At 68.4% G+C, this 18,441-nt stretch carries 13 protein-coding genes; 5 read left to right on the top strand and 8 right to left on the bottom strand.

Features of this window, described 5'->3' with window-relative positions; genetic code table 11:
- The 3 genes from ACEYYA_RS07320 to ACEYYA_RS07330 all read right to left on the bottom strand — a co-directional run.
- Window positions 1-446: phosphate ABC transporter ATP-binding protein (locus ACEYYA_RS07320; protein ID WP_374799134.1), on the bottom strand; the 446-nt coding region annotated here is incomplete at its 3' end.
- A 103-nt stretch (window positions 447-549) separates the two neighbouring features.
- Entirely contained in the window at window positions 550-1,659 is a 1,110-nt protein-coding gene (zapE, locus tag ACEYYA_RS07325; RefSeq protein ID WP_374799136.1) for a cell division protein ZapE, read from the bottom strand.
- Window positions 1,660-1,756: 97 nt separating this feature from the next.
- Window positions 1,757-2,362 carry a DUF6778 family protein gene (locus ACEYYA_RS07330; protein WP_374799138.1) on the bottom strand — a complete coding sequence of 202 codons (606 nt, stop codon included), beginning with the start codon at window positions 2,360-2,362 and terminating at the stop codon, window positions 1,757-1,759.
- A 304-nt stretch (window positions 2,363-2,666) separates the two neighbouring features.
- Between ACEYYA_RS07330 and ACEYYA_RS07335 the strand changes: the two genes are divergently transcribed.
- The 3 genes from ACEYYA_RS07335 to ACEYYA_RS07345 are packed head-to-tail and all read left to right on the top strand — an operon-like array spanning window position 2,667 to window position 7,379.
- Window positions 2,667-4,244 carry an FAD-dependent oxidoreductase gene (locus ACEYYA_RS07335; protein ID WP_374799140.1) on the top strand — a complete coding sequence of 526 codons (1,578 nt, stop codon included), beginning with the start codon at window positions 2,667-2,669 and terminating at the stop codon, window positions 4,242-4,244.
- 1 nt (window position 4,245) lies between these two features.
- A complete protein-coding gene (locus ACEYYA_RS07340; protein WP_374799142.1) occupies window positions 4,246-5,973 on the top strand; it encodes a thiamine pyrophosphate-binding protein in 1,728 nt (575 codons plus the stop codon).
- Window positions 5,974-5,978: 5 nt separating this feature from the next.
- Complete coding sequence (locus ACEYYA_RS07345) at window positions 5,979-7,379, top strand: coniferyl aldehyde dehydrogenase (RefSeq protein WP_374799144.1); 1,401 nt, start codon at window positions 5,979-5,981, stop codon at window positions 7,377-7,379.
- Here the strand turns inward: ACEYYA_RS07345 and ACEYYA_RS07350 are convergent, their stop codons facing one another.
- Entirely contained in the window at window positions 7,380-7,850 is a 471-nt protein-coding gene (locus ACEYYA_RS07350) for a transglycosylase SLT domain-containing protein (protein ID WP_374799573.1), read from the bottom strand.
- 101 nt (window positions 7,851-7,951) lie between these two features.
- Complete coding sequence (locus ACEYYA_RS07355) at window positions 7,952-8,548, bottom strand: gamma-glutamyl kinase (RefSeq protein ID WP_374799146.1); 597 nt, start codon at window positions 8,546-8,548, stop codon at window positions 7,952-7,954.
- Window positions 8,549-8,667: 119 nt separating this feature from the next.
- Between ACEYYA_RS07355 and ACEYYA_RS07360 the strand changes: the two genes are divergently transcribed.
- Window positions 8,668-10,713, top strand: coding sequence for a RodZ family helix-turn-helix domain-containing protein (locus tag ACEYYA_RS07360; RefSeq protein WP_374799148.1), 2,046 nt, complete (start codon window positions 8,668-8,670; stop codon window positions 10,711-10,713).
- Between the two features lie 99 nt (window positions 10,714-10,812).
- Window positions 10,813-11,856 (top strand): tRNA 2-selenouridine(34) synthase MnmH, encoded by a 1,044-nt coding sequence (mnmH, locus tag ACEYYA_RS07365; RefSeq protein ID WP_374799150.1) that lies wholly within the window; start codon window positions 10,813-10,815, stop codon window positions 11,854-11,856.
- Between the two features lie 176 nt (window positions 11,857-12,032).
- Here mnmH and ACEYYA_RS07370 read toward each other — a convergent pair whose 3' ends face one another.
- The 3 genes from ACEYYA_RS07370 to ACEYYA_RS07380 are packed head-to-tail and all read right to left on the bottom strand — an operon-like array spanning window position 12,033 to window position 18,363.
- Window positions 12,033-15,239, bottom strand: coding sequence for an efflux RND transporter permease subunit (locus ACEYYA_RS07370; RefSeq protein ID WP_374799152.1), 3,207 nt, complete (start codon window positions 15,237-15,239; stop codon window positions 12,033-12,035).
- Window positions 15,232-16,221: an efflux RND transporter periplasmic adaptor subunit gene (locus ACEYYA_RS07375; RefSeq protein WP_374799154.1), complete on the bottom strand. Its 990-nt coding sequence runs from the start codon at window positions 16,219-16,221 to the stop codon at window positions 15,232-15,234. Before ACEYYA_RS07375 ends, ACEYYA_RS07370 begins: the two co-directional genes overlap by 8 nt.
- A gap of 60 nt (window positions 16,222-16,281) precedes the next feature.
- On the bottom strand, window positions 16,282-18,363 hold the full coding sequence (locus tag ACEYYA_RS07380; protein WP_374799156.1) for an FAD-dependent oxidoreductase: 2,082 nt from the start codon (window positions 18,361-18,363) through the stop codon (window positions 16,282-16,284).
- Window positions 18,364-18,441: the final 78 nt, after the last annotated feature.

Raw genomic sequence — 18,441 nt, forward strand, 5'->3', positions numbered from 1 at the left:
TCCCACAGCGCGGCCTTGCGCAGGCTGGCCTCGACCACCGCGTCCAGTTCCTCACGCCCGCGGGCAAGGCCGTGGATACGCGGGCCGTAAGCCACGTTGTCATAGATCGACTTCGGGAACGGGTTCGGTTTCTGGAACACCATGCCGACCTTGGCGCGCAGCTGCACCGGGTCGACCTTGGCGTCATAGATATCCTGCCCGTCCAGCCGGATCAGGCCGGTCACGCGGCAGATGTCGATCGTGTCGTTCATCCGGTTCAGGCAGCGCAGGAACGTCGACTTGCCGCAGCCCGAGGGGCCGATGAAGGCCGTCACTGTGCGGTCAAGGATGTCGACATTCACCTTTTTGATGGCGTGGGATGTGCCGTAGAACACATCCACATCAACCGCCGAAATCTTCATGTCCTTGGCCGTCACGTCGCGCTTTGCCAGACTTTGGGTATTCATGATCCGCTGCCGGTTACGGGGCCAGTTCCTTGGCCGCATCTGCCCCTTAACGCGGGCAGGTGACAAGAATGCAAAAGTATTATGACAGTTTCATGACAGCCGGTCAGGGAAGGGCGTCAGCCGCCCCCCAACCCGCCGATTGCATTTCCGACAGGCGGCTGGCCGTCCGCTCGAACTCGAAGGCGCCTTCGCCCTCGACATACAGGCGGTCGGGAACATCGGCCGCAGAACAGATCAGCCGCACCCGCGCCTCATACAGGGCGTCGATCAGGGTGACGAAGCGGCGCGCGGCGTTGAAATTGTCCGACGACAGGCGGGGAATGTCCGACAGGATCAACACCCGCACCGCCGCCGCGATCGCCAGGTAATCGGCCGGGCCAAGCGGCTGGCCGCACAGATCCCAGAACCGCGCCCAGGCCACGCCGTCATGATGGCGGGCCAATGTCAGATCGCGCCCCTGCACCAGCAGAACGCGCGGCGCGCCCGCCGCGCCGCCGGTCAGGTCCGACCAGATCGCAGCCAATTCCGCCTCGGCCCGCGAATCCGCCGGGGTGAAATAGACCTGCGCGCCATGCAGGCGGTGCTGGCGATAATCGGTATCGGATCGCAGTTCATGCACCGCCAGCCGGTCGCGGATCAGCGCGATGAAGGGCAGGAAAAGCTGGCGATTAAGGCCATTCTTATACAGATCCTCGGGCGCGCGGTTCGAGGTGGTGACAACCGTCGTGCCCGCCTGGAAGAGGTAATCGAACAGCCGCCCGACGATCATCGCATCGGCAATGTCGCTGATCTGCATTTCGTCAAAGCACAGCAGACGGGCTTGCGCGGCGATGGCATCGGCCACCGGGCGCACGGCGTCGGAATGGCCCTTGGCGCGGGCCTCATTCAGGCGGGCCTGCACCTCTTGCATGAAGGCGTGGAAATGCACGCGGCGCTTGGCAGGCACCGCGACCTCATTGAAGAACAGGTCCATCAGCATTGACTTGCCGCGACCGACCCCGCCCCAGATGTAAAGGCCGGGCACGGTCGGCGGCGGCTCGGGCCGGGCAAACAGCCGCATCAGCCCGCCTGCCTTGGGCGGCGGCGCGGCCTCAAGCTGCTGGCGCACGACCTCCAGCGCGGCAAGCGCGGCGCGTTGCGCGGGATCGCCGCGCAGGTCACCGGCGGCGATGCGGCGGTCATAGATGGTGGTCAGCGGCACGGTCGTGGTCATGGCGCCCCTTTTACCCCGCCCCCCGGCACGGCGCCAGAGACCGCCGCGCATGAAAAAACCGGCCCCAAGGGGCCGGTTTTTGCCGCCAGGCGCGCGATCAGCGGCCCGAGCGGACGAAGCTGCTGCGGACGTCCGGGCCGATGCCCAGCCAGCCGGCGGTGACTTTCGCCAGGTGCTGTTCGATCTGCACCTTTTGGGTAAAGCCCTTGCGGTCGGCCTCGTTGCCGGCCTCGCCCACCAAGGCCGGCAGGTCGGCCTGGATGAACTGCGGCGCGGTCAGCGGCTGGCCTTTGGCGTCGAACACCTGGGCGGTATACTGGATGTTGTGGACGCCCGCGGTTTCCAGCGAATAGCGCACCTTCGGGGTGATCGCGTGGAACTGCTTCAGGGTCACGGCGATGGTCACCGGCTGCGGGCCGCGCAGGCCCTTGGTCCCCGCGGTGATGCCGTCGTCCATGATCTTGGCGACCTGGGCGCGACGATCGCCATAGGGCTCGCCATGCCAGACGATGTCATAGTTCGGGGTGTAGGTGTTGACCTCACTGGTGGTCAGGTTCTTGGGCACCGACACCTGAACGTCGCGGACGGTCCAGTTCTTCGATTTCGCCGGGTCGATCGGCTGATAGTCGGTGGACCACGAACCGCCACAGGCAGCCAGCGCACCGGTCGCCGCGGTCACGAGCAGAAACTTCTTGATCATCATGTCCTCATTCGTTGTGCGACGCAGACCGCGCGCAGCCAGCCAGGGCCGTGTTTCCGGCCCTGAATCGCCCTATCCTTGCCCGGATTTGCGGATTCGTTCAACAGTTCATGGCAGGGACGGGCGGCAAAACGTGAAAAATCCTATTTTCTGCCGGGATTTAACGACGGCAATGTAACAATTCCACGCCTTGCGTGTGGTGTTCAACCGCAGGGGTGACGTTGCGGAAGCGGCTGACAGCGGGCTGGAAATGGCGTCGATCCTGCCCCAGCATGGGCCACGGGGCGGCCATCAAGGGGGCGCGGGGATGGATGCGGTGATCATCGGAGGCGGGCTGGCCGGGCTGGTCGCGGCCCTTGGGCTGATCGAGCAAGGGTTGCGGGTCACGCTGGTCGACCGCGACACGCCCGACGCCTTGGGCGGGCTGGCGCGCGAAAGTTTCGGCGGTTTGATGATCGTCGGCAGCCCCGCGCAGGCCCGCAACGGCATCACCGACACGCCCGAGATCGCCTTGGCCGACTGGCGACGCTTCGGGGAACTGGCCGAGGGCGACCGCTGGCCGCTGGCCTGGGCGTCATCCTATGTCGAACACAGCCGCGCGGGGATCCATGACTGGCTGGCGGGGATGGGGCAAAAGTTCCTGCCGATGCCCTTGTGGGTGGAACGCGACGGCAATTCGGTGCCGCGTTGGCATGTCTGCTGGGGCACCGGCGCGGGGCTGGTCGCCACCATCCTGCGCGCCCTGAACGCGCATCCGCAGCGCGCCCGGCTGGACCTGCGCTTTGGCATTCACGTCCAGCGCCTGCTGACCGAGGCCGGGCGCGTCACCGGCGTCATCGGCAGCGATGCCTCGGGGGGCGAGGTCACCCTGCGCGCCGCCCGCGTCATCATCGCCAGCGGCGGGATCACCGGCGATGACGGGATGGTCCGCCGCCACTGGCACCGCGACTGGCAGCCCGCGCCACCCGTCATCCTGAACGGCGGCCACCGCTTCGGTGACGGCACCCTGCATCACGCGGCGCAGGCGGCGGGGGCGGCGGTCGTGCAACTGGACCGGCAGTGGAATTACGCCGCGGGCATCCGCCACTGGGCGCCGAAGAAGCCGCGCCATGGCCTGTCGCTGGTGCCGGTGCGCCATGCGGTCTGGACAGATGCCACCGGCCAGCGGGTGATGCCGCCGCTGCTGACCGGGCTGGACACGCGCGATCTGGTGACGCGGATCTGCGCGCTGCCGGGCGGTTATGGCTGGCAGGTGACGAACCGGCGGATCGCGCTGCGCGAACTGGCGGTGTCGGGGGCCGAGATGAACCCCTCGATCCGCGACGGCTCGCGCTTGCGGTTTCTGCGCGACATCCTGTTTGGCAATCGCTGGCTTTATGACACGCTGACCGGGCAGGCCCCGGATGTGGTGACGGCCGAGTCCCTGCCCGATCTGGTCGCCGCGATGAACCGGCTGGACAGCCCCGGCCCGCCCGTCGATGCCGACCGGCTGCTGGCCAGCATCGCGGGCTTTGATGCGCAGATCGCCCAGGGCGCCGCCGCCACCGATCCGCAGCTGACCGCCATCGCCCGGATGCGGCAGTGGCGCGGCGACCGGGTGCGGCTGGCGCGCGGGCAGCGCATCCTTGATCCCAAGGCCGGGCCGCTGGTCGCCATCCGCACCTTCGTCATCGCCCGCAAGACGCTGGGCGGCATCACGACCGATCTGTCCTGCCGGGTGCTGGACGCAGCCGACCAGCCGATCCCCGGCCTTTACGCGGTGGGCGAGGCGGCGGGCTTTGGCGGCGGCAATGCCAATGGCCTGCGCGGGCTTGAGGGCACCTTTCTGGGCGGCGCCATCCATACCGGGCGGCGGCTCGCCCAGGCCATTGCGGGGGGAAACTGACATGCGCGCCACCGCCGCCAGTCTGGCCGTCGCCACGCTTGAGGAACTGGGCATCCGCCGCACGTTCGGCATTCCGGGCGTCCACAATACCGAGCTTTACGATGCCGTCAGCCGGTCGAACCGCATCCGCCCGGTCTTGGTCACGCATGAGGGGGGCGGCGCCTTCATGGCCGATGCCGTCAGCCGCACCGCCACCGATGGTGAAATCGGCTGCCTGCTGATCGTGCCAGCCGCCGGTTTCACCCATGCCGCCAGCGGCATTGGCGAGGCGTTCCTGGGCGGCATCCCGATGCTGATCCTGACCGGCGGCGTGCGTCAGGACACGCGCTTTGGCCACAAGCTGCACGGCGTCGACCAGATGGAGCTGGCGCGCGGCATCACCAAGGCCGCCTTCCGCGTCACCCATCAGGATCAGGTGGTCGAGACCTTGCGCCGCGCCCATGCGATTGCCACGACCGGCCTGCCCGGCCCGGTGCTGGTCGAAATCCCGGTCGACCTGCAACTGTTCGACGCCCCCGTACCCGAGGCCGGGCCGTGGTCGCCGCCCGCGCCGCCGCCGCTGCCCGCTGCCGCCGATCTGGACCGCGCGGCAGCGATGCTGAACGGCGCGGCGCGCATCGGCATCTTTGCGGGCTATGGCGCGCGCCGGGCCACGCCCGATCTGATCCGCCTGGCCGAGGCGCTGCAAGCCCCGGTCGCCACCACGCTGCAAGGGCTGGCGGTGATGCCGGGGCGGCACCCGCTGCACGTGGGCTTCGGCTTTGGTCCCTCGGCGGTGCCTGCGGCGCAGGCGGCCTTTGCGGGGATCGACCTTCTGCTGACGGTGGGCGCGCGGTTCGGCGAAATCCCGACCGGCAGCTTTGCGATCACGCCGCCGCCCGCGCATATCCATATCGACATCGACCCCGATGCCATCGGACTGAACTATCCCGCCGATCCGGGGCTGGTGGGCGATGCGGCGGCAGTCCTGCCGGCGCTGCTGGAACGGCTGGCCGCGCGCCCGCACGACACCGCCCTGTGGGCGCGCATCGCCCAGGCCAAGGACGATCACCGCGCCGCCTGGGCGCAGCATGACAGCCGGGGCCGCGTCAATCCCGCGCTGTTCTTTACCGCGCTGCGCCGCGCCCTGCCCGACGACGCGATCACCGTTCTGGACGATGGCAACCACACCTTCCTGACGGCCGAGCTGTTCACCTTTGGCGCCGGGGCCACGCTGCTGTCGCCCACCGATTTCAACGCCATGGGCTATGCCGTCCCCGCCGCCATCGGCGCCAAGCTGACCGCCCCGGACCGCGAGGTGGTGGCGATCGTCGGCGACGGCTGCTTTACCATGACCTGCATGGAGCTGCTGACCGCGCGCGCCCAGGGCCTTGGGCTGGTCATCTTCGTGTTCAACGACGGCGCGCTGTCGCAGATCGCGCAGGCGCAGAAGCTGCCCTATGGGCGGCAGGCCTGCACCGATCTGCCGGGGCTGGACGTCGCCGGGGTGGCGCAGGCGGTCGGCGCCGCCTACATTACCATCGACAGTGCCGCGTCCATCGCCCCCGCCATCGGCCAGGCGCGACAGGTGGCGGCCGCCGGTCGGGTCGCCATCGTCGATATCGCCATCGACTACAGCCGCCCGACCGCCTTTACCAAGGGCACCTCGGCCAGCACCTTCCGGGGCTTTGCCGGGCGCCAGAAGCTGCGTTTTCTGACCCGCGCCCTGTCGCGGCGGATCAAGGGATGACCGACATGACCGACCTTCGCGCCCGTTTCGACCGGATGATGGCCGCCGCCCGCGCCAACCCCTCGACCCCCTGGGATCTGCGCGAAAAGCGGCTGAAGGCGCTGCTGGCCCTGGTCACCGACCATGAGGGCGCCATCGCCAAGGTCATTTCCGAGGACTTCGGTCAACGCGCCCGCGCCGAGACCAACCTGGCCGAGATCTTCCCCACCATCACCGGCATCCGCCACGCCCTGCGCCACGGCAAGCGCTGGATGAGGCCGCGCCGCGCGCCGATCTCGATCCTGTTCCGGCCGGCTTCGAACCAGATCCTGCCGCAGCCGCTGGGGCTGGTGGGGATCGTCGCGCCCTGGAACTATCCGCTGTTCCTGATCACCGGGCCGCTGACCAGCGCCTTTGTGGCGGGCAACCGGGCGATGGTGAAAGCGTCGGAATCGGTGCCGCGCTTTGCCGATTGGCTGGCCGCGACCGCGCCGCGCTATTTCGATGAGGATGACCTGGCCATCATCACCGGCGGCCCGGATGTCGCCCAGGCCTTTGGCGCGCTGCCCTTTGACCATCTGCTGTTCACCGGCTCGACGCAGATCGGCCGGCAGGTGATGGCCGCCGCCGCGCCGAACCTGACCCCCGTCACGCTGGAGCTGGGCGGCAAATCGCCGGTGATCATCACCGACACCGCCGATCTGGATCACGCCGTGGCGCGGATCATGACCGGCAAGCTGCTGAATGCCGGGCAGACCTGCGTCGCCCCCGATTACGTCCTGATTCCGCGCCCGATGATGGATGATTTCATCGCGCGGTCAAAGGCTTGGGTGGCAAAGCATTATCCGAAGATCGCCAAATCCGCCGATTACACCCGGATCATCAACGACCGCCAGTTCAGCCGCCTGACCGGCCTGCTGGATCAGGCGAACGACAGCGGCGCGGTGCTGCACCCGCTGACCGACGCCCATCCCGATGCCGCCAGCCGCCTGCTGCCGCCGGTGATCGTCACCGGCGCGGCGATGGATGGCGACCTGATGCAGCAGGAAATCTTCGGCCCGATCCTGCCGGTGATCCCGACCGACGGCCTGCCCCAGGCCATTGCCACGATCAACGCCCGCCCGCGCCCGCTGGCTTTGTATGTCTTTGCGCGCGACCTCGACCAGATCGCGGCGGTGCAGTCGGGCACCGTCGCGGGCGGCGTCTGCATCAACGAAACCATCATGCACGTCGCCCAGGACGACCTGCCCTTTGGCGGCATCGGCGATTCCGGCATGGGCGCCTATCACGGCCAGGCCGGGTTCGACACGTTCAGCCATCTGAAGCCGGTGTTCCATCAGGCGCGCTGGAACGGGCTGGGCCTGCTGGCCCCGCCCTATGGTCCCCGGTTCAAGTCGATGATGCGGCTGATCCGCAAGCTGGGCTGATCAGGACCGCAGCCCGACCTCTTTCAGGATACCGCGGCGCTTGGCCTCATAGTAATAGCCCTTGGCATACCACATGACGGCGCGGCTTTCGCTGCCATCGGCGCACATCCAGGCGCCGCGCAGATATTTCACCGCATAACGCAGGTTGGTATCGGCATCCAGCAGCGCCTCGGCGCTGCCACGATGACCCATGGTCTGCGCGGTCTGCGGCAGGATCTGCATCAGCCCGTAATAGGGACCGTTGCGAGCGCCCGGATTATAGTTGCTTTCGCGCTTGACCACGCGATGCACCAGACTGACCGGCACGTCATAGACCCGCGCATAATGGGCGATCAGGCGGTTCAGCTCGGCATTGGGGCCAGGATGGGCGGGGCCTTGCTCGAACAGTTCGGCCTGTTCGACGCGGGCATTGCTGCCCCCACAGGCGGTCAGCGGCAGGGCGGCAATCAACAGCAGGGCAAGGGCGCGCATCATGTCCTCAGGTCGTGGCTGCGCCAGCCATAGCGCCCCGCCGCGCCGCCGCAAAGCCCCCGAAAGCGGATGCGGCGCGCAGATCGGCGGCAGCTTGCCGATCAGGCCTGGCCCTCCTCCCAGACCGCGAATTCGGCGGCGCGCTTGCGGCGCAGGATCGCCTCGATCTTGGGCGACAGCGTCAGTTCCGCCTTGGGCGAGACGTTCAGTTGCTTGAACTGGATCTTGATCGACAGCCGGTCCTCAAGAAAGGCGATCAGCCGGGGCTGCGCCTCATAGCGGAACAGATGGGTGACGGCGATCTGGCCATCGGCATCGGTCAGGAACTTGGCCTGCGTGCCAAGCGCGGCATAGGGCGCGGGCTTGTCCTTGCAGAACTCGCGCACGAACTCATCGAAGGTGACACCACGGGTGCTGTTGGGATGGCCCACCAGATCGTCGCGCAGACGGTATCGATACCAACTGCCCAGCCAGTCGATCGGATGCCGCGTCACCGCCAGCGTTTCCAGATCCTTCGGCCCGCAGGTGGCGAAATAAGGCTCCAGAAATCGGCGGTAACGATAGACGGGCGTATGCTTCAACGTCGCCGGATCGCGCAACACAAGCGAGGCCCGCGGCGCCAAGGCCCCCTCGATCGCGGTGGTGCCGGTCTTGGGCACGGCCAGAAACACCAGCCTTTCGTTCCAGAACATCAGCATCGGTCACCCCCTTGGCCCTTGCTAACCGCTGCCGGGGCGCCAGGCAATTGCCGGGCCGCGTTCATGCTTCGTCAAGGGATTGGGCTTACGAAGATGACAAGGATGGCGATTCGGGGCGGATGATGCGCTGGCTGGTGGCAATGCTGATCTGGGCGGGGCTGGCGGTGGCGGCCATCGCGCGCGATGTCGCCGTGCGGTCGGGCGAACATGCCGACTTCTCGCGTCTGGTAATCGCCGGGGCGAAGGCCGATTGGGTCTGGCAGGCGGGCGATGGCGGCGGCACGCTGACCATCACGGATGGCGACGGCTTTGATCTGCAACGGGCCTTCGACCTTATCCCGCGCGATCGGGTGACGGATCTGACCGCCGATGGCTCGGTCTTGACCGTGACAGCCGCCCCCGGCACCACGGTCAGGGCCGCGCGGCAGGGGGATCTGTTCATCATAGACATATCCGGCACGCCAACCGCACCAAGCGCCGCCCCCCCGCCGCAAGTCGCGCTGCCCGCAGTGCCCCCGAAAGAGTTGGGCCAGATCGACGGCCCGGCAGGGTTGGGCCAGCCTGCCGCCACCGCACCCTCGGCCCAGGCCCAATCCATTGAACAGGCGCTGCTGTTCCGCATCGCCAAGGCCGCGGGCGATGGCAGCCTGACGGTCGCAGATCAGGCGACGCTGGACGCGCTGCGCCGCGCGGGCCTTCTGCCAGGCGCGCCGCCCCCGGCCGCACCTCAGCCCGAGGCCGCAGTTGAAGCCGGCGGCCCGTCACCGATCACCTGCGAACAGGCACTGGCCGCGCTGACCTTTGATCCCGCCGCACCCGATACGATCCGCGCCTATGAACAGGCCTATCTGGCGATGGACCGCGCCCGCAACGATCAGGGGTTGATCGACCTTGCGCGCGGCTATCTATCGCTCGCCCTGCCGGGTGAGGCCTTGGCGATCCTGTCGTTGCGCAGCGATCCCGACGATGGCACGGCGCGCGTCCTGACCGCAGCCGCCGCCGCGCTGGACAGTCGCGCGGATGACGGTGTGGATCTGCCCGGCCTCGCGCAATGCGGCGCGCAGGTCGAATTGTGGCAGATGCTGCGGGCGGATACCGGCCCCGGTCATGCCGATGCCTATGCGATATATCAGGCGATGCTGACGCTACCGCCACACCTGCGCGCACGGATGACCGAACGTCTGCTGCCCGTGTTGCGCCGCAACCCCGACAGCGCTTCAACCAGCCTGGCGCAACTGATGGACAGCCTCGCGCCCGCCTGCGCGCCCGATAGCCCTTGCCCCGGCGATCCGGGTGCGGCCGATCTGGGGCAAACCGTGCGCGGTCTATCGCAATTGCCCGCCCCATCGCTGACAGATCGGGCCGAGGCCGTGTTTCAACGCCTGTTGACCGACCCTGCACCGATAGCCATCGAGACCGCCCATAACCTTGACGCCATGGCCTTTGAGCGCGCGGCCGAGCCAGGCGGCCGATGGATGCGCGCGGCCGCCCTGCTGGCTTATGCGCGGGCGGGCGATCCCGCGACCGCTCTTGCGGGTCTGACCGGCATGACCACGCCTGGCGGTGGGAAAGCCACCGACCCGATCATGTCACGGGCCGCCGATGCCGTGGTGCAAACCTTCGCGTCCCAAGCCTCGGACGGCGAATTCCTGCGCCTGGCCTTTGCCCATGCCGCGCTACTGGACACCTGCTGCACCGCCTCGACCAGGGATCAGGTGCAGGCGCGCCTGGGCCAGCACGGGTTTGGCAGCAACCCCGCCACAATCACGACCCCGGCGACCGACCACAGCCCGGTGCCGGGCGCTGAAGCAGTCCACGCCCAGCCGCCCCGTGAGGTCGAGGCCGCCACTGCACTGCAATCCGCCACCTCTGCCCCCCACTCGCCGCCCGCGACGCAGGCCGATCAGCCGCCGCCGGTCGCCCCGGCAGGCCCTGACGCCGCCAAGCCTTCACCAACGCCCACCTTGCCGCCCGCTGACGTGGCGAATGAAACGACCTTGGTCGCGCGCAGCCGAAAGCTGACCAGCGATAGCGCGGCGCTGCGGGCATCGGTTCTGGCTGAACTGGACGCAACCGAACATCCAGCAGCAGACCCGGCCGCCGCCCAGGACGCACCTTCGCCATCGGACGCCCCGCCCACGGCGACAACCGCGACGCAGCCATGACCCGACGTTTTCCAGCATGGACCCCGCCAGGCGGCTGCCCTAGAACTGCGGGCCAAACGGCCCGCTCGCGGCCCGCCCTCGCCCGACTGGATAACGCCCGTGGCCATCACACTGTCATCGCTGACCGATCTGGACCGGCTTGGCTTCGACACGCTGATCGACGCCCGCACGCCGCTGGAACATGCCGAGGATCACCTGCCCGGCGCGGTCAACCTGCCGGTGCTGTCGAACCACGAACGGGCCGAGGTCGGCACGATCTACAAACAGGTTTCGCCCTTCAACGCCCGCAGGATCGGCGCCGCCCTGGTCGCGCGCAATGTCGCGGCGCATCTGCAAGGCCCGCTGGCCGACAAACCGGGCGGTTGGCGTCCCTTGGTCTATTGCTGGCGCGGTGGCCAGCGCTCGCAGTCGTTCGCCACGATCCTGGGCCAGGTCGGATGGCGCGCGGATTTCATCGCCGGCGGCTACAAAAGCTGGCGCAGTCTGGTGGTCGCTGCCCTGTACGACCGCGCGCCAACCGCGCCGGTCATTGTGCTGGATGGCAACACCGGCTCGGCCAAGACCGAATTGCTGAACCTGCTGCCCGAACGCGGCGTGCAGAGCATCGACCTGGAAGGGCTGGCCAACCATCGGGGGTCGCTGTTCGGCGCGCTTGGCCCGCAACCCAGCCAACGCGCGTTCGAGGGGCGACTGGCGCTTGCCCTTGCGCGCCTCGACCCGACCCGCCCCGTGGTTGTCGAGGCCGAAAGCGCCAAGGTCGGCAATTGCCGCCTGCCGCCCCGGCTGTGGCAGGCCATGTGCGCCGCCCCGCGCATCGCCATCGACGCGCCCCGCAGCGCGCGCGCCGACTATCTGACGCGCGCCTATACCGATGTCACCGCCGACGCCACCCGGCTGTCGGCCATTATCGACAAACTGCGGCCCTATCACGCCACCGACCAGATCGCCGCATGGCAGGCGATGGCTGCGGCGGGCCGGTTCACCGACCTGGCCGACGGGCTGATGGCCGCCCATTATGACCCGCGCTATGGCCGCCACCGCGGCCGAATGGCGGTCCCCATCACCGATCTGGTGCTGGACCGGCTGACCCCCGACGCCCTGCCCGAGGCCGCCGACCGTCTGGCCGCATTGATCCTGCGTTGATCGGCACCCGTCGGATGCCGCCACGGCGCGACCTCATGCCAGTTCGCGCCAACGATCCACCGCTGGGCCGCCGCAGCCTGACGCATGACCCGTCGCCGCCGACCGTTCGCCCCCTTGGCCTGGCCCTTGCCCTTCTTTCTTGCCCAAATACGCCTGCCGAACGCCGCCACCCCGCGTCACGTCCGGAAGACGCGGTAGATCGCCGGGATCACCAGCACCGTCAGCAGGGTCGAGCTGAGCAGACCGAACAGCAGCGAAATCGCCAGCCCCTGAAAGATCGGGTCGGTCAGGATAACCGCCGCCCCGATCATCGCCGCAATCGCGGTCAGCAGGATCGGCTTGAAGCGGATCGCGCCCGCCTCGATCAAGATTTCGGCCCTAGTCTTACCGGTCGGATCGGCATGACGAATGAAATCGACCAGCAGGATCGAGTTGCGCACGATGATCCCGGCCAAGGCGATGAAACCGATCATCGACGTGGCCGAGAACGGCGCGCCGAACAGCCAATGCCCCGCCATGATCCCCAGAAAGGTCAGCGGCACCGGCGTCAGGATCACCAGCGGCAGCTTGAAGGATCCGAACTGCGCCACCACCAGGATGTAGATGCCCAGCAGCGCCACCCCAAAGGCCGCGCCCATGTCGCGGAAGGTGACCCAGGTGACCTCCCATTCGCCGTCCCACAGCAGGGTCACGACGCTTTCATCCCGTGGCTGGCCGTTCAGCGCGATCTGCGGCTTGACGGCGCCGGTCCAGTCCATCGCCTCGATCCGATCGGCAACGGCCAGCATCCCGTACAGCGGCGCCTCGTAATCGCCGGCCAGTTCGGCGGTCACCATCTCGGCCTCGCGGCCATTGTGGCGAAAGATCGGGAAGCTGGCCTGTTCGTCGCGCAGGGTCACGACATCGCCCAGTTCCACGACGCCGCGCGCGCCGGGAAGCAGGTTGGCGGGGATCGGTGTGGTCAGCGCGGTCTGATCCATCACCCGGTCGGCCTTGTCGCGGCCCAGCGTGATCGGGATCGGCGCGCGCCCCTGGCCGCGATGCGAATAGCCGACGGTTCGGGTGCTGTTCAGCAGGCCCAAAGTGTCGAACACATCCTGTTCGGCAACCTGAAAGAAGTCCAGCTTGTCGGTGTCGGCCACGGCGCGCAGGCGGCGGGCCTGCGTGCCGAAACTGTCATCGACATCGACGATGAAGGGCACCGCCTCGAACGCCTCGCGGACGCGGGCGGCGGTGGCGCGGCGGGTCTCGGGGTCGGGACCGTAGATCTCGGCCAGCAGGGTGGCCATGACCGGCGGGCCGGGGGGCGGCTCGACGGTTTTCAGCACCGTGCCGGGCGGCAGATCCAGCCCCGCCAGCCGCTGCCGGATGTCCAGCGCGATGGCGTGGCTTTCGCGGTCGCGCGCCGATTTGGGAGTCAGGTTGACCTGCACATCGCCCATCTGCGGTTCGTTGCGCAGGTAGTAATGCCGCACCAGGCCGTTGAAGTTGAACGGCGCGGCGGTGGCGGCATGGGTCTGGACCGACAGCACCTCGGGCAGTCGGGTGACGTTTTCCGCCACCATCTGCGCCACCCGGTCGGTATCCTCGACGCTGGCGCCTTCGGGCAGGTCGATGATGACCGACAGTTCGGATTTGTTGTCAAAGGGCAGCAGCTTGACCGTCACATCCTTGGTATACAGCAGCCCGAGCGAGCCGAAGGACAGCACGACCGTCACCAGCAGGAACACCAGCGCCGAGGTCTTGGACCGCAGCACCGGCCGCGCCACGCGGGCATAGATCGCGCCCAGGGTGCCGCCGTGATGGGTGCTGTGGTCGGGGTCATGGGCGGGCGCGCGGCCGGCGACCTTGACCATCAGCCAGGGCGTGACCATGACCGCGACGAAGAAGGAAAAGATCATCGCGGCACTGGCATTGGCCGGGATCGGCGACATGTAAGGCCCCATCAGCCCGCTGACGAACAGCATCGGCAGCAGCGCCGCGACCACCGTCAGCGTGGCGACGATGGTGGGGTTGCCAACCTCGGCCACGGCCTCGATGGCGGCCTGAATGCGGGGCTTGCGCGCGTCCAGCGCCCAGTGGCGGGCGATGTTTTCGATCACCACGATGGCGTCGTCGACCAGGATGCCGATGGAGAAGATCAGCGCGAACAGGCTGACCCGGTTCAGCGTATAGCCCATGATCCAGCTTGCAAACAGCGTCAGCAGGATGGTGACCGGAATGACGATGGCGACCACCACGGCCTCGCGCCAGCCGATCGCCAGCCAGACCAAGGCGATGATCGACACCGTGGCCAGGCCCAGGTGGAACAGCAGCTCATTGGCCTTTTCATTGGCGGTTTCGCCGTAATCGCGGGTGACGGTCACCGTCACCTCATCCGGGATCAGATGGCCTTGCAGGCTGTGAACCTTGTGCAGGATGTCCTCGGCCACGACCACGGCATTCGCCCCGGCGCGCTTGGCGATGGCCAGCGTCACGGCGGGGCTGCGGTGGATCACGCCATCCGCGTCGCGGGTCACATGGGCGGCGATGTGGTCGGCGGCATCCGGCACAAAGGCCACATCGGCCACATCCGACAGCCACACCGCCCGCCCGTCGCGCGCGGTCAGCATCAGCCCGGCGATCTCGGCCGGGGCGGTCATCGTCTGGCCGACCGACAGGCCGATCATCTGGCCCTGGTCGCGCACCATGCCCGCCGAAAAGGTGCGGTTGGCCTGTTCGACCTTGCCCGCCAGCTGTTGCAGGGTGATGCCATACAGCGCCAGCCGCGCCGGATCGGGGGTGATGCGGATCGTCTCGCTCGCCTCGCCCACCAGATAGGTCAGGCCCACATTGTCGGCCTTGACCAGTTCGGCCCGCAGTTCGCGCGCCACCCGCGTCAGATCGCCCGCGGTCAGCGGCGATCCCGGCCGCGCCGACAGCGTCAGCGCGACAATCGCCACATCGTCGATGCCGCGCCCGATCACCAAAGGCTCGGGGATGCCGACCGGGATCCGGTCCATATTGGCGCGCAGCTTTTCATGCACGCGCAGGATCGCGGCGTCGGACGGCGTGCCGACCTTGAAGCGCGCGGTCAGCATGGCGCGGTCATCGGCGGTCTGCGAATAGACGTGATCGACGTCATTGATCGACTGGACGATGGTTTCCAGCGGCTCGGTCACCAGCTTGACGGCGTCGGGCGCGCGCAGGCCGGGCGCCTGCACAAGGATGTCGACCATCGGCACGGAGATCTGCGGCTCTTCCTCGCGCGGCAGGGTGATCAGCGCGATCATCCCCGCCGCAAGGGCCGCCATGATGAACAGGGGCGTCAGCGCCGAGGCGATGAAGGCGCGCGTCAGCCGCCCGGCGATGCCCAGCCGGGCCTCGGGCAGCGGGTCAGTCATGCCGCACCGCCGCGACTGGGCTCACGCGGTCGCCGGCGCTCAGACCGGTGACGATCTCGACCATCTGAACCCCGTCGATCAGGTGCTGCGCACCCGGAAGGACGACACGCTGCACCGGCCCGTCCGGCCCGTCCAGCGTCACCATGTCCAGACCGGCGCTGCGCCGGATCGCGGCGACCGGCACGACCAGCGCCTGCCGCTGGCCGACCGGCACCCGCACCAGCACCCGGGCATCGACAAAGGCGGCGTCCAGATCGGGCAGTTCGACATCGGCGATGACGCGACCGTTTTCGATCTGCGGATAGATGCGCGCCAGCCGCCCCTCGGTCGTGGTGCCGCCCAGATCGACCGGGATCGCCGCGCCCTGCGACAGCGCATCGGCATGGCGTTCGGGGATCGCCAGGCGCAGATAAAAGCCGCCGCCGCCGACCGTCGCCACCGCCTCGCCGGGCATCACCACCGCGCCCGGCGCCTGCGGCACCGTCAGCACCCGGCCCGCGACAGGCGCCAGCACCTGACCTTCGGCCTTTTGCTGTTCGATGACACGGGCCTGCGCCTGCTGGGCGGCGATCTGGCCGGCCAGCACATCGACCTGGGTGCGCAGGGCATCCAGCCGCTGCGCGGTGGTCACGCCGCGATCCTTCAGCGCCTCGCCGCGCTTCAGATCGGCCTCGGCATTGGTTTTCTGGGCGCTCAGCGCCTCGATCTGGGCGCGCGCGGCGGTCAGTTGAAAGTCCAGCTTGTCGTCATGAATCACCGCGATCGGCTGACCAGCGGTCACGCTGTCGCCCTCGGCGACAGTCAGATCGGCCAGGGTGCCGCCGATCCGGGCGCGGGCGGGCAGGCTGTCGCGCGCCTCGATCCGGCCATAAACCGGCTTCCAGTCGGTCAGCGTGACCGGCGCCAGCGGCACCACCTGCGCGGCCACCGCCCCCGTCGTCAGCAGCCACAGCAGCGCACCCCATTGCAGCAGGCCGGCCATCGCACCCTCATCGTTATATTCCTGAACATGAATATAACGCGCGGCGACGGCTTGTCCAGACTAGGTGTTCAGATCGGCAAAGTGCCCGCCCTGATCGGCCAGCCGCAGCAGCAGTGCCGAGGGCTGCCAGGCCACCGGATCTTCCGCCGCCATATCCCGCAGCCGCGCCGCGATCCCGGCCAAGCCCTGCGCATCGGCCCAGTGCAGCGGCCCGCCCTTGGCGCGCGGAAAGCCGTAGCCATGCAGCAGCGTCACATCGACATCCAGCGGGCGCTGCGCGATTCCCTCCTCGACCACCTTGGCGGCTTCATTGACCATCGCAGCCATGTAACGGTCGATGATCTGATCGTCGGAAAAGGCGCGCGGGGTCAGGCGCAGTTCGGCGCGCACGGCGTCCAGCAGCGCGGGCAGGTCGGGGTCGGGTCGGCCATTCGGCGTCTCGGCATCATAGATATAGTAGCCGCGCCCGGTCTTGCGCCCCAGATGGCCGCGTTCATACAGCCGGTCGGCAAAGACCGGCACCCGCTCGCGCGGATCGCGGGTCGCGGCCTGCCGCTGGCGGTTGAAATAGCCGATGTCGAGACCGGCCAGATCAGAGACCTGATACGGTCCCATCGGAAAGCCGAAGGCGCGCACCACGCGGTCGATCTGCGCAGGATCGGCGCCGTCCAGCACCATCGCATCGGCGGCCTTGCGATAGGCGTTCAGAATGCGGTTGCCGATGAAGCCATCACACACCCCGGCGCGCACCGCGATCTTCTTCAGCCGCTTGGCCAGCGCAAAGCCGGTGGCGACCACATCGGGCTGGGTCGCGTCGGCCACGACGATTTCCAGCAACTTCATCACATGCGCCGGGCTGAAGAAATGCAGGCCGATCACATCACCGGGCCGTGCCGTCGCCTGCGCGATCAGGTTGACGTCAAGGTAGGAGGTGTTCGTGGCCAGCACCGCGCCGGGCCGCGCCACCGCGTCGATCTGGGCGAAAACCTGTTGCTTGACGTCCAGTTTCTCGAACACCGCCTCGATGATGATATCGGCCTGGGCCAGCGGCGCATAATCGCTGACGGCGTGAAAGCGGCCCATCGCGGCGTCGCGGGCCAAGGGGGTCAGCTTGCCACGATCGACGGCGCCGGTCAGCATCCCGGCCACCCGATCCGCCCCTGCAGAGGCAGATGGCGCGTCGCGTTCGATCAGCGTGACATGCAGCCCCGCCAGCAGGCAGGCGGTGGCGATCCCCGCGCCCATCGTGCCGCCGCCGATCACCCCGATCCGCTCAAAGGCACGCGGCGCGATCCCGGCGATCTGGGCGGGCTGGGCGACCTTGCGTTCTGCGAAAAACGCATGGACCAGCGCCGCCCGCTGCGGGGTCTGCATCAGGTCCACAAAGGTCGCGCGTTCATGCGCGAGGCCTTCGTCAAAGCTGTGGGTCAGGCCAAAGGCAATGGCATCCAGCGCGCGCCCCTGCGCGACCTGGCCCGGCGCGCTGCGCGGCAGGCCGGCGCGCAGCCGGTCGATCAGCGCTGGATCGGGGGCGGGTGCAGGCAGATCGCGCGTCCGGCGCGGGGCAGTGCCCGTCAGGCGCCGCGCGGCCGCCATCGCCGCCGCCGTCAGTTCGGCATCGGGCACCACGGCATCGACCAGACCGGCGGCCAGTGCCTCATCCGCGCCGATCTGACGGGCGGAGGTGATCGCCTCGGCGGCCAAGGCCAGCCCGGCCAGACGCGGCAGGCGCTGCGTGCCGCCGGCCCCCGGCAGGATGCCCAGGGTGCATTCCGGCAGCCCCATCCGCGCACTGGCAGCCGAGATCCGGTGATGCGCCCCCATCGCCAGTTCCAGCCCGCCACCCAAAGCGGTGCCGTGGATGGCGGCCACCACGGGCTTGTCCAGCGCCTCGATGGCGTTGATGACATCGGGCAGGAACGGCGCCTGCGGCGGCTTTCCGAACTCGGATATATCGGCGCCTGCGACAAAGCTGCGCCCGGCGCAGATCAGCACCGCCGCGCCCGCCGCGTCATCGGCGGCAAAGTCGGCGGCGGCCTGCATCAACCCGGCGCGCACCGCCTGTGACAGCGCATTGACGGGCGGATGGTCGATGGTGATGACCCCGACCCCATCCTGATGGCGATAGCTGACAACACCCATGCGGCCCCCCCTTCGCTGCGCGTCACCCCATGAATCGGGCGCGCGGGGGCAAAGGTCAAGGCTTTGTCCGACCGGTCG

The organism is Paracoccus zhouxuedongae (genome assembly GCF_041927815.1).
In the GTDB taxonomy this organism is placed as follows: domain Bacteria; phylum Pseudomonadota; class Alphaproteobacteria; order Rhodobacterales; family Rhodobacteraceae; genus Paracoccus.